This is a genomic window from Caldimonas sp. (genome assembly GCF_046289365.1).
Taxonomy (GTDB): Bacteria; Pseudomonadota; Gammaproteobacteria; order Burkholderiales; family Burkholderiaceae_C; genus Caldimonas.
The window spans coordinates 1-11,129 of the sequence record NZ_JBKBVU010000110.1; the positions used below are offsets into that span (position 1 = coordinate 1).

An 11,129-nucleotide genomic window follows, 5' to 3' on the forward strand; every position below is an offset into this window, starting at 1 on the left:
ATGCGCCCAGGCCGGCCCATGGCCTTCGGCCGCATCGAGAGCCGCGGCCGCCAGGCAATCCTGTTCGGGCTGCCCGGCAACCCCGTGGCGGTGATGATCACCTTCTACGCCTTTGTGCGCGAGGCCCTGCTGGCCATGGGCGGGGCCACGCCGCAACCGCTGCCCCTGCTGCGTGCACATGCGCAGCAGCCCCTTCGCAAGAAGCCCGGGCGCACCGAATACCAGCGTGGCATCGTGCGCCAGGTGGACGGACGCTGGCAGGTGCGCATCACCGGCTCGCAAGGTTCAGGCATCCTGCGTTCGATGTCGGAAGCCAACGGACTGGTGGTGCTGCACCATGATCAGGGCGATGTCGCCGAGGGCGAGCTCGTGGACGTGCTGCCCTTCGAGGGCCTGATCTGAGCATCCGCGGGGCCGGGCGCTTCAGGCGCCCACCGCTTCCTCCACCGAGCGCGTGATCGGCCCGGGCGTGCTGCGGCGCGCCAACAGGGTGTACATCGTGGGCACCACGAAGAGGGTCAACAAGGTGCCCACCGTCATGCCCCCCACAATCACCCAGCCGATCTGCTGGCGGCTCTCGGCGCCCGCGCCTGTGGCGATCGCCAGGGGGACCGCGCCCAGCACCATGGCGCCGGTGGTCATCAGGATGGGCCGCAGGCGCAAGGCCGCGGCACGGCGCGTGGCCTCCATGAGGCCCAGGCCCTGCTGGCGCTGCTGGTTGGCGAATTCGACGATCAGGATGCCGTGTTTGGTGATCAAGCCCACCAGCGTGATCAGGCCGATCTGCGAGTACACGTTGAGCGTGCCGCCGGTGAGATTCAAGGCCGCCAGGGCACCCACCATCGACAGGGGCACCGACAGCAGGATCACGAAGGGATCGATGAAGCTCTCGAACTGGGCGGCCAGCACCAGGAAGATGAAGAACAGCGCGAGCACGAACACCAGGCCCAGCGCGCCGCTGGAGGCGCGGAACTCGCGCGAGACGCCGTTGAGTTCGGTGGCGTAGCCCGTGGGCAGCAGCCGCTCGGCGGTCTCGTCCATGAACTTCAGAGCGTCGCCCAGGGCAAAGCCCGGCGCCAGGTTGGCCGTGATGCTGACTGAGCGGCGCTGGTTGAAGTGGTTGAGCTCACGCGGGGAGACGGCCTCGCGCACCGTCACCAGCGACGACAGCGGGATCATGCGGTTGTCGCGGCCACGCACGAAGAGCCGCTCGATGTCGTTCGGGCGCGAGCGCCCGGCGGCTTCGGTCTGAACGATCACGTCGTACTGTTCGGCGTCGCGCTTGAAGCGCGTGACGTTGCGACCGCCCAGCATGGTCTCGACCGTGCGTGCGACCTGGTCGACCGGAACACCGGCATCGGCAGCGCGCTCGCGGTCCACCTCGAGGTAGATCTCCGGCTTGTTCAGGCGCAGATCGATGTCGGGTTGCACGAAACCGCCATGGCGGTTCATCGCCTCGACGAACTGCTGGGCCACCTCGTGGAGGTTCTCGTAGCTGTCGGAGGTAAGGATGACGTAGTTCACCGAGCGCTCACGGAAACCTTGGCCCAGCGACGGCGGGGTGATCGGGAAGGCGCTCACACCGGGCAGCACAGCCAGCTTGGGCTGGAGCTCGCGCGCGAGCTGCTGGGTGTTGCGCTTGCGCTCGTCCCAGTCGATGGTGCGCATGAACGAGATGCCCTGCGACACCGTCGGGTTGCCAGCCACGACAAACACACGGTCGAATTCGGGAAGGCTCGCGCCGATGCGCTCGATCTCGAGCATGTACTTCTCGGTGTAGGCCAGGGTCGAGCCGTCCGGGGCATTGACCGTGACGAGCACGACGCCCCGATCCTCCATCGGAGCCAGTTCGCTGCGCATGCCGGCAAACAGCCACCAGCTGGCCCCGGCGCTGGCCAGCATGGTCAGCACCACGATCCAGCGGTGCCCAAGCACCCACGACAAGGCCCGCTCATAGACATCGGTGAGGGCCACCAGCATGCGCTCCATGCCACGGTCGAAGCGGCTGGGCTTGGGGTTGTGACGCAGCAGCTTGGAGCACATCATCGGCGACAGCGTGAGCGCCACGAAACCCGAGATGATCACCGCACCGGCCAGGGTCAGCGCGAACTCGATGAACAGCCGTCCGGTGCGCCCCGGCGTGAAGGCCAGCGGCGCATAGACGGCCGCCAGCGTGAGCGTCATCGCCACCACGGCAAAGCCGACCTCCCTGGCCCCCTTGATCGCCGCGGCGAAGGGCTCCATGCCCTCCTCGATGTGGCGATAGATGTTCTCCAGCACCACGATGGCGTCGTCCACCACCAGGCCGATGGCCAGCACCAGCGCCAGCAGCGTCAGCGTGTTGATCGTGAAGCCCACCGCGGCCATCAGCGCAAAGGCCCCGATCAGGCACACGGGGATCGTGACGAGCGGGATGATCGACGCCCGCAGCGTGCGCAGGAAGACGAAGACCACCAACGCCACCAGCACCACCGCCTCGGCGATCGTGGTGTAGACCGCCTGCACCGAGCGTTCAATGAAGACCGAGTTGTCGTTGGCCACCTGCACCGTCACCCCCTCGGGCAGCTCTTGTTGCAGGCGCGGCAGGACGGTGCGCACGCCTTCGGCCACCTCCAATGGGTTGGCCGTGGCCTGCCGGATCACCCCCAGAGACACCGAGCGCTGGCCGTTCAGGCGCACGCTGGAGCGTTCGCTGGCCGCCGCCTGCTCCACGCGCGCCACGTCGCGCAAGCGCACCGTGTAGCCCGACACCTGGCGCAGCGCCACCTGAGCGAACTGCTCGGGTGTGTTGAGGTCGGTCTGGGCCGTGACGCTGAACTCGCGCTGGCGGCCCTCGATGCGCCCGGCCGGCACTTCGAGGTTCTGGCGCCGCAAGGCATCCTCGACGTCCTGCACGGTCACACCATAGGCGGCGAGCCGGTCGGGGTCGAGCCAAACGCGCATCGCGTACTCGCGCTCTCCGCGCACCAGCACGTCGGCCACGCCCGTCACGGTCTGCAGCCGCGGCTTGACCACCCGGGTGATGAGATCGGTCACCTCCAGCGGCGACAAGGTGGTGGTGGTGAAGGCCAGCCAGATCGTCGGAGAGGCATCGGCCTCCACCTTCGAGATGACCGGCTCGTCCACCGAGTCGGGCAATCGACCCCGCACCCGGGCCACGCGGTCGCGCACCTCGGCCGCCGCGTCGTCGGGGTTCTTGTCGAGCTTGAAGCGCACCGAGATCTGGCTTTGCTCCTGGCGCGAGATCGAAGTGAGGATGTCCACGCCCTCGATCCCAGCGATCGAATCTTCCAGCGGCTTGGTCACCTGCGACTCGATCACCTCGGAGGAGGCACCGGCCAGACGGGTGGACACGGTCACCACCGGTTCGTCGATGCGCGGGTACTCGCGCACCTGCAGCCTGTCGAAGGACACCAGCCCCACCAGCAGGATCAGCAGGGACAGCACCGTGGCCAACACCGGCCGGCGCACGCAGACTTCGGAGATTCTCATGGTCGGACTCCGGGCTGGCCGCGGTCACCCGGCCGCGACGGTGCGCAAGCCGCTGCGGCGCGCGTCGCCAGGGGTGCGGGTGGTTGCGGGTGCCGAAGCCGCGTCAGCAGGACGCGGTGTACCGCCGATGTCGACCACCCGCAACGGCGTGCCGTCGCGGGCGATGCGCTGATGGCCAGCCGTGACGACCGTGGCCCCCGCCGGCACGCCCTGCACGACCTCCACACGGCCTTCGCGGCGCTGACCGAGCACCACCTCGACGCGACGCGACACCCGGGTGCCGGCGGGCATCCCCTCGCCGCCTTCGACGACGAGGATCACGTACTGGCGGCCGCCTTGCGGCACCACCGCCTCCTCGGGCACCATCACCGCATCGACGCGCGTGGACAGCACCGCATCGACACGGGCGAACATGCCCGGTCTGAGCAGGCCCCGGGGGTTGTCGATGGTCGCCCGCACGAGCACCGAACGGCCGTTGACATCGACCTGGGGTTCGAGTGCCTGCACCCGGGCCTCGAAACGCTGCCCCGGCAAAGCATCCACGCTCACCTGGGCGGCCTGGCCCACACGCAGCTGGGGCAGGTAGCGCTCGGGCAACCGGAAGTCCACATGGATCGTACGCAGGTCTTCCAGGCTGACCAGGTCGGCGCCCTCACGAACGTAGTCGCCCACGTTGACGAGGCGGATGCCCACCATCCCGTCGAAGGGCGCCACGATGCGCAGTCGCTCGAGCTGAGCCTGGGCCAGCGCAAGCTGTGCCTGCGCCACCTGCAGATTGGCCGCCCCCTGCTCCACCGCCGCCTGGCTGATGAAGTTCTGCGCCAGCAGTTCTCGGTTGCGGGCATCGTTGGCCCGGGCGATGCTGAGCTGGGCCTGCGCCTGCTGCACCTGGGCGCGCACCAGGCTGTCGTCGAGCTGCACCAGCAGCTGCCCGCGGCGTACCGGCTGTCCGTCTCGAAAGCCCAGTGCAGCCACCCGCCCGGAGACCTCGGGGCGCAGCATCACCCCCTGATGGGACTTCAGGGTGCCCACGGCCTGGGCTTCCTCGGCCACGGACACCGACTGTGCCAGGCCGACCTCCACGGCCACGGGTCCGGACGGTTGGCCCGCGCGCACCGGGGCGGATGCCGCCGCCCCCCCGCCTGCCACCGAGGGGCCGGGCTTCGAACCGGGACCGACGTGCTGGTACCAGTAGGCCGCAGCACTGGCCAGCGCGATGCCGACCACAGCGACGAGGGCGTGCAACTTCTTCATGGGGGTGCAATGGTGCGGGAACGTCCACAATGTACGCGCAAGCCGCGTCTCCGGTTCACACTTCTTCACAAGTCCCGGCGTCCGGCCGGTCGCACATCGCACAGGCTGGCATCAGCCCACGCTGGCTGCCCCCCGGTTGGCCAGCGCGTCGGCGCGCTCATTGCCGGGGTCGCCGGCATGGCCCTTCACCCAGCGCCAGTGCACGCGGTGCAAGGCGGCCAAAGCCTCCAGCCGCTGCCACAGCTCGACGTTCTTCACCGGTTTGCGGTCGGCCGTCTTCCAGCCGCGCGCCTTCCAGGCCGGCAACCATTCGGTGATGCCCTTGCGCACGTATTCGCTGTCGGTGTAGATCGTCACGTCGCAACTGCGCTTGAGGCTGGCCAGGGCCTCGATCACCGCGGTGAGTTCCATGCGGTTGTTGGTGGTCGAGCGTTCGCCGCCGAACAGTTCCTTTTCGTGGGAGCCTGAGACCAGCCAGGCGCCCCAGCCTCCCGGGCCCGGGTTGCCCTTGCAGGCACCATCGGTGTAGATCACCACCTGGGGTCGGGGAATCGCTGCGTTCATGGACGGGTGTCTTTCCTTGCATCGGGGGTCAGGACGAGCGCGGACCGGATCCGTTCGAGGGCGGGTGAGGATCGCGGCGCGCCACCACGGCCGGTGCCGACTTGGCGCGCTGGCGCTGCTTCCAGGCCGGCCCGATCAGGCGCATGCCACGCACCCGCTTGGCCGCCACCAGGAAGTAAACGGCGCCCAGCACCGGCCACCAGCGGTCGCCGGCCGGCTCCATCCAGCGGTAGCGGTCCAGCCACGACTGGGTACGCAGCAGCGGGCGGTAGCAGCCGAAGCGGCCGCCCTCGATCTCGAAGTTGAGCAGCCGCAGCCAGTCGCGCAGCCGCCAGTAGCCGATGAACTCGCCGGTCTCGGGCAGCGGCGGTGCCCCCAGGCCGAGCCGCATGCCTATGCGCGCGCAGCGCTGCTGCAAGCCCCACAGGCTGGCCGGGTTGAAGCCCAGGATGAGCACCTTGCCCTCAGGCACCAGCACCCGCTCGACCTCGCGCAGCGTCTGATGCGGATCGCCGGCCAGCTCCAGGCTGTGCGGCAGCACCACCAGGTCCAGGCTCTGGGTTTCGAACGGCAGGGCGTGGAAGTCGGCCACCACCGCATGGGGCGTGGGCGGCGGCGCACAGGAAGGCCCGCCGCCTTCGGGCGGCGGTGCAGGCGGCGGGGTCTGCGGCCCGGTGTGGCCGCCGGCGGGCGGGCGATCGAGCATCACCCAGCGGTGCGGCATGCGGTTGTGCCGCAGCGCATCCAGACAAGGCCAGCCCAGTTGCACGGCATGGAACCCGAAGAGGTCCACCACGGTCCGATCGACCTGCTCGCGTTCCCAGGCCAACAAGTACCGGCCCGCCGGGGTGAGCAGCCACTCATCCAAACCTATAATTCGACCGTCTTGCCTCATGAAACTGCTTGCCTTACCCGCCTTCGCCGACAACTACATCTGGATGCTCCACGATGGCCGCGAAGCCCTGGTGGTCGATCCGGGCGAAGCAACGCCGGTGATCGAGGCCTTGCAGACCCATGGCCTGAGGCTGAGCGGCATTCTAGTGACCCATCACCACGGCGACCATGTCGGCGGCATCGATGCCCTGCGCAGCGTGCTGCACGGCCCGGTCTACGGCCCTGCGCGCGAGGCCATCCCGCCCCCCTACACCCCGCTGTCCGATGGCGACCGGGTGCATTGGAACGGGCTGGATTTCGAGGTGATCGATGTGCCCGGACACACGGCCGGGCACATCGCCTACTGGAGCCCGCGCGTGGGCGACAGCCCCCTGCTCTTCTGTGGCGACACCCTGTTCTCGGCCGGCTGCGGTCGTCTGTTCGAAGGCACGCCCGCACAGATGAGCGCCTCGCTGGCGCGACTGGCAGCGCTGCCGGGCACGACGAGGGTGTGCTGCGCCCACGAGTACACGCTGGGCAATCTGCGCTTTGCGCAGGCCGTCGAACCGGGCAACGCCGCGCTGGCCGAGCACCTGCGTCACTGCGAGGCCCTGCGCGGGCGCGGCCACCCCACCTTGCCAAGCACCATCGCGCGCGAGCGCGCCATCAATCCCTTCCTGCGCTGCCGCGAGCCCGAGGTCGTGGCCGCAGCCCGGCGCCGTCACGCCGCGGCCGACGACGCCGTGGCCGTCCTTGCCGCCTTGCGCGAATGGAAGAACGAATTCCGATGATCCCTGCACTCCCTTTGCGCCTGCCCCGCCCCATCGGCACGCTGGTGTCGCTGGTCCTGCTGGGCCTGGCCGGTTGCGCCAGCCTGCCCTCACCCGCCCCGGCCCCGGTGGAAGCGCTCTCCTCCGCAGCGCCTGCATCAGCGGCACCGGCCGAAGCCGCGTCGGTGGCCGCAGCCCCCTTGCAGCCCGTCCCAACCGAGCCCGCCCCGGCCCCACTGCCGGCAGCAGCCGTGATCGTGCCCGATGCCCACGGCCCGAGCAGCGCGGCCGACGTGGGCGACGTCCCCGACGAGGTGGCCTCGCGCGACCTGTGGGAGCGCATCCGCGAAGGCTTCGCGATGCCCGACCTCGACAACGAACTGGTGCGCAACCGCGAGCGCTACTATGCCGCCCGCCCGGACTACATGCAGCGCATGACCGAACGGGCCAGCCGCTACCTCTTCCACATCGTCGAGGAAGTGCAGCGCCGCGGCCTGCCCACCGAGCTGGCGCTGCTGCCCTTCATCGAGAGTGCCTTCAACCCTCAGGCTCTGTCGAGCGCCCGCGCCTCGGGCATGTGGCAGTTCATTCCCTCTACGGGCCGCCACTACGACCTCAAGCAGAACATCTTCCGCGACGAGCGGCGCGATGTGCTGGCCTCCACCCGCGCGGCGCTCGACTACCTGACACGCCTGCATGGCATGTTCGGTGACTGGCATCTCGCCCTGGCGGCCTACAACTGGGGCGAGGGCAGCGTGCAGCGCGCCATCGCGCGCAACCGCCAGCAGGGCCGCCCGACCGACTACGAGAGCCTGCGCATGCCAACGGAGACGCGCTACTACGTCCCGAAGCTGCAGGCCATCAAGAACATCGTCGCGCGCCCCGAGGCCTTCGGCCTGTCGCTCACGCCCATCGAGAACCACCCCTACTTCCTCACGGTGGAGATCCAGCGCGACATCGACGTGGACCTGGCCGTCTCGCTCGCCGGCCTGGAGCGAGCCGAGTTCATGGCCCTGAACCCTCAGCTCAACAAGCCCGTGATCCTGGCCGCCGGGGTGCCGCAGATCCTGCTGCCCTACGACAATGCCAAGCGGTTCATCCGCAACCTCGCCCGGCACGAAGGCCCGCTGGCCAGTTGGACCGCCTGGGTCGTGCCACGGACGCAGTCGCCGGCCGAGATCGCCCGCGAGGTGGGCATGAGCGAAGCGCAGTTGCGCGCGGTGAACAAGATCCCCCCGCGCATGGTGGTCAAGGCCGGCTCGACGCTGCTCGTGCCACGCAACGAACGCAAGCACCGGCATGATGTGGCGGGCCACATTGCCGACAATGCCACTTTGGCGCTGGCGCCCCACCGCCCGCCAGGCAAACGCATCGTCGTGCGCGCCGGCAGCAAGGACAGCGTGGCCAGCATTGCCCGCCGCTACCGGGTGTCTGCCACCGATGTGGCAGCCTGGAACAACGTGAGCCCCACCAGCCGCTTCACCCGCGGCCAGCGGGTGGTGGTCTACACCCGCGCCGTCCAGTCCACAGTGGCCAAGAAGCCGGCGGCCCGCACACAGGCCAAAGCCCCGGCGGCCAAACGGCCCACCGCCCAGGCCAAGGCCTCCCCACGCGCCAAGCAGCCGGTCAAGGTGGCACGCCAGTGACGCGCCGCGCGCGCAGCACGAAGGCGTTGGTGTGGGCCGCGGCCATCCGCCCGGCCTGGCCCGGCTGAGGCCCCACGCCCTCCAGGCCCTGCACCAACCGCCAGGCATTGCGCGCCGCTTCATCCTCCAACAGCCCGTCGGGCGAATAGCCCTCTCGCACCCGAAAGAAGGCCGCCAGGTACAGCGCGCGGTCGCCCAGGGCGTGCGAGGGTGGCACGGTGGCCAGGATGTCCGCCGGCGCGGCCGTCTGCAGCCAGCGCAGGGCCCGCAGCACGGCCTGCGTGAGGCCCTGCACGAGGTCCGGCCGCGACTGCACGTAGCTGCTGTGGGCAAACAGGCAGGTCGAGGGCAGCGGGCCATCGAAGACGTCCGCTGCCCCCCGCAGGGTGCGCGCATCGGCCAGCAGGCGCAGCTCACCATGCAGTTCGAGCTGCGTCATGACCGGGTCGGCGTGACTGAGCGCCTGGACCCGGCCATGATGCCAGGCCAGCAGTTCCGGCCCGCTGGCAGGCAGTTCGAGCCATTGCACCTCCGCCGGACTGAGGCCGGCCTTGGCGAGCAAGGCCTGCGCCAGCAGACGGCTCGACGGCCCCTCGGTGGCAACACCGATGCACTGGCCGCGCAGTTGCGAGACATGCTCGAAATACGGCAACTGGCGAGTCGACACGCCCATGGCCACCATCGGTGCCCGGCCCATCAGCACGAAGGACTGCCAGGGCCGTTCGCGAAGCCGTTGCAGAATGAGTTGCACATACGAGGCCGACACCACGTCCACGCGAGCCTGTTGCAGCGCCTGGGCCAGGGCCGTCATCGTGCCCAGGCCGACCAGGCGCACGTCCAAGCCCTCGTCGGTGAAGTAGCCGAGCTGCCCGGCCACGGTGAGCGGGAGGTGGAAAAGCGAGTCCTCCCGCAGGAGCCCGATCGTCACCCGGCGCCGCTGGCGCGGCCGCTGGGCCAGGGCCGCCGGGCCCGCCAGCCAAGCGGCCCCGGTCGCCGCCAGCGCCAGCCAACGCCGACGGGACAGCCCACGAGGCGGTGAGGAAGCACGGTGGGATGGGGCCATGCCTGCACCTTAGGCAAGGCGGCAGCGCCCTCCCATCCGGATGGGTCCTGTCAGGGAAAGTCCGTGGGACGCGGCCCCCTGGGCCCCTTCAGCGTCGATCGACCAGGGCGTGGGCGATCGTGCCCAGGTCGACGTACTCCAGCTCGCTGCCGGCCGGCACGCCACGAGCCAGGCGCGTCACCATCAGATGCCGCGCCTTCAGGGCCTCGCCGAGCACATGGGCCGTGGCCTCGCCCTCGGCCGTGAAATTGGTGGCGAGGATGACCTCGCGCACCTGGCCGTCGGTGACACGCTGATACAACTTTGACAGGCCGATGTCGCGTGGGCCCACGCCATCGAGTGGGCTGAGCTTGCCCTGCAGCACGAAATACAGCCCGCGGTAGCTGCCCGTGCGCTCGATGGCGGCCTGGTCGGCAGGGGTCTCGACGACGCACAGCAGGCTGGCGTCGCGCTGCGGGTCCCGGCAGGTGTCGCAGACCTCGTCTTCCGTGAAGGTGTTGCACCGCCGGCAGTGACGCACCGCGCCGATGGCAGCCTGCAGCGCCTGTGACAGCCGTTGTGCACCGTCGCGGTCGTGCTGCAGCAGATGGTAGGCCATGCGCGCAGCCGATTTCGGCCCCACGCCGGGCAGGCGGCGCAAAGCCTCGACCAGTTCGTCCAGTGCGCGTGTGGCCATGGCCGGCGCGACAACGGATCAGAACGGGAGCTTCATGCCGGGCGGCAGCGGCATGCCGGCGGTGAGCTTGCCCATCTTCTCCTGGCTCACCTCTTCGGCCCGACGCACCGCGTCGTTGAACGCGGCGGCCACCAGGTCCTCCAGCATGTCCTTGTCATCGGCCAGCAGGCTGGGGTCGATGCTCACGCGGCGCACATCGTGCCGGCAGGTCATCTGTACCTTCACCAGGCCGGCACCGGACTGGCCTTCCACCTCGGTGTGTGCCAGTTCCTCCTGGGCCTTGCGCAGGTTGTCCTGCATCGCCTGGGCCTGCTTCATCAGGCCTGCGAGTTGTCCTTTGAGCATGGTTTGGGTCCTTTCCTGGGAAAACGAGGCGGCCCGGCGCCGGCCGGCCGCCGAAGGGTCACAGCGGCCTGATCGAGCCGGGCACGACACGCGCCGTACTGAACTCCTGCATCAGCGACACCACATACGGGTCGTTGAGTATCGCCGCCTCGGCTGCCTGCTGGCGCATGGCCTTCGCCTGGGCTTCCCGGCGGGCGGGGGTGTCCTCGGTGGGGCCCACCGACAGATCCAGCGCCACCGCCTGGCCCAGCACCTCCGACAGCGCCGCCTGCAACCGGGAGCGCGCCTGGGCCGATGCGAGGGTCTCGCGTTCGACCTGGAGCTGCCAGCGCGCGGGTTGGGCCGCCTCGTCCACCGCGAGGCACTGGGCCTGCAGGGCCAGCTCGCGCACCAGGGCCGTCACCAGCCCCCGGTCGATCATCTGCAACACCAGCGACTGCCAGCGG

The 11,129-nt window shown here is 69.7% G+C and carries 10 protein-coding genes and 1 pseudogene; 3 read left to right on the top strand and 8 right to left on the bottom strand.

Translation table 11 applies throughout. The features are described from left to right. A pseudogene (locus tag ACK42S_RS11515) lies at positions 1–402 on the top strand (molybdopterin molybdenumtransferase MoeA); the annotation flags it as partial. Positions 403–423: 21 nt separating this feature from the next. Here ACK42S_RS11515 and ACK42S_RS11520 read toward each other — a convergent pair. From ACK42S_RS11520 to ACK42S_RS11535, 4 genes are all read right to left on the bottom strand, one after another. Then, positions 424–3,492 carry an efflux RND transporter permease subunit gene (locus tag ACK42S_RS11520; protein WP_409707309.1) on the bottom strand — a complete coding sequence of 1,023 codons (3,069 nt, stop codon included), beginning with the start codon at positions 3,490–3,492 and terminating at the stop codon, positions 424–426. A 24-nt stretch (positions 3,493–3,516) separates the two neighbouring features. Continuing rightward, entirely contained in the window at positions 3,517–4,746 is a 1,230-nt protein-coding gene (locus ACK42S_RS11525; protein ID WP_409707312.1) for an efflux RND transporter periplasmic adaptor subunit, read from the bottom strand. A 111-nt stretch (positions 4,747–4,857) separates the two neighbouring features. Further along, positions 4,858–5,310 carry a ribonuclease HI gene (gene rnhA, locus ACK42S_RS11530; protein ID WP_409707315.1) on the bottom strand — a complete coding sequence of 151 codons (453 nt, stop codon included), beginning with the start codon at positions 5,308–5,310 and terminating at the stop codon, positions 4,858–4,860. Between the two features lie 28 nt (positions 5,311–5,338). After that, complete coding sequence (locus ACK42S_RS11535; protein ID WP_409707318.1) at positions 5,339–6,205, bottom strand: class I SAM-dependent methyltransferase; 867 nt, start codon at positions 6,203–6,205, stop codon at positions 5,339–5,341. On the opposite strand from ACK42S_RS11535, the gene gloB reads away from it, so the two are divergent. Next, the gene (gloB, locus tag ACK42S_RS11540) at positions 6,204–6,974 is read left to right on the top strand and encodes a hydroxyacylglutathione hydrolase (protein WP_409707321.1); all 771 of its coding nucleotides are present in this window, start codon (positions 6,204–6,206) and stop codon (positions 6,972–6,974) included. The genes ACK42S_RS11535 and gloB overlap by 2 nt on opposite strands. Then, the gene (locus ACK42S_RS11545; RefSeq protein WP_409707324.1) at positions 6,971–8,599 is read left to right on the top strand and encodes a transglycosylase SLT domain-containing protein; all 1,629 of its coding nucleotides are present in this window, start codon (positions 6,971–6,973) and stop codon (positions 8,597–8,599) included. The genes gloB and ACK42S_RS11545 overlap by 4 nt, the downstream gene beginning before the upstream one ends. On the opposite strand, the gene ACK42S_RS11550 is transcribed toward ACK42S_RS11545, so the two are convergent. From ACK42S_RS11550 to ACK42S_RS11565, 4 genes are all read right to left on the bottom strand, one after another. Next, positions 8,580–9,662, bottom strand: a complete 1,083-nt coding sequence (locus tag ACK42S_RS11550) for an ABC transporter substrate-binding protein (protein WP_409707327.1) — start codon at positions 9,660–9,662, stop codon at positions 8,580–8,582. The genes ACK42S_RS11545 and ACK42S_RS11550 overlap by 20 nt on opposite strands. An 88-nt stretch (positions 9,663–9,750) precedes the next feature. Continuing rightward, positions 9,751–10,338 carry a recombination mediator RecR gene (gene recR, locus ACK42S_RS11555; protein ID WP_409707330.1) on the bottom strand — a complete coding sequence of 196 codons (588 nt, stop codon included), beginning with the start codon at positions 10,336–10,338 and terminating at the stop codon, positions 9,751–9,753. 18 nt (positions 10,339–10,356) lie between these two features. Next, on the bottom strand, positions 10,357–10,683 hold the full coding sequence (locus tag ACK42S_RS11560; RefSeq protein ID WP_409707333.1) for a YbaB/EbfC family nucleoid-associated protein: 327 nt from the start codon (positions 10,681–10,683) through the stop codon (positions 10,357–10,359). Between the two features lie 58 nt (positions 10,684–10,741). After that, the coding region (locus ACK42S_RS11565) for a DNA polymerase III subunit gamma/tau C-terminal domain-containing protein (RefSeq protein ID WP_409707336.1) at positions 10,742–11,129 on the bottom strand (388 nt) is incomplete at its 5' end.

Bases quoted from the DNA above. Each gene is read 5' to 3' on its own strand.
- ACK42S_RS11520 (WP_409707309.1), bottom strand. From the start codon at position 3,492: ATGAGAATCTCCGAAGTCTGCGTGCGCCGGCCGGTGTTGGCCACGGTG.
- ACK42S_RS11525 (WP_409707312.1), bottom strand. From the start codon at position 4,746: ATGAAGAAGTTGCACGCCCTCGTCGCTGTGGTCGGCATCGCGCTGGCC.
- rnhA (WP_409707315.1), bottom strand. From the start codon at position 5,310: ATGAACGCAGCGATTCCCCGACCCCAGGTGGTGATCTACACCGATGGT.
- gloB (WP_409707321.1), top strand. From the start codon at position 6,204: ATGAAACTGCTTGCCTTACCCGCCTTCGCCGACAACTACATCTGGATG.
- ACK42S_RS11535 (WP_409707318.1), bottom strand. From the start codon at position 6,205: ATGAGGCAAGACGGTCGAATTATAGGTTTGGATGAGTGGCTGCTCACC.
- ACK42S_RS11545 (WP_409707324.1), top strand. From the start codon at position 6,971: ATGATCCCTGCACTCCCTTTGCGCCTGCCCCGCCCCATCGGCACGCTG.
- ACK42S_RS11550 (WP_409707327.1), bottom strand. From the start codon at position 9,662: ATGGCCCCATCCCACCGTGCTTCCTCACCGCCTCGTGGGCTGTCCCGT.
- recR (WP_409707330.1), bottom strand. From the start codon at position 10,338: ATGGCCACACGCGCACTGGACGAACTGGTCGAGGCTTTGCGCCGCCTG.
- ACK42S_RS11560 (WP_409707333.1), bottom strand. From the start codon at position 10,683: ATGCTCAAAGGACAACTCGCAGGCCTGATGAAGCAGGCCCAGGCGATG.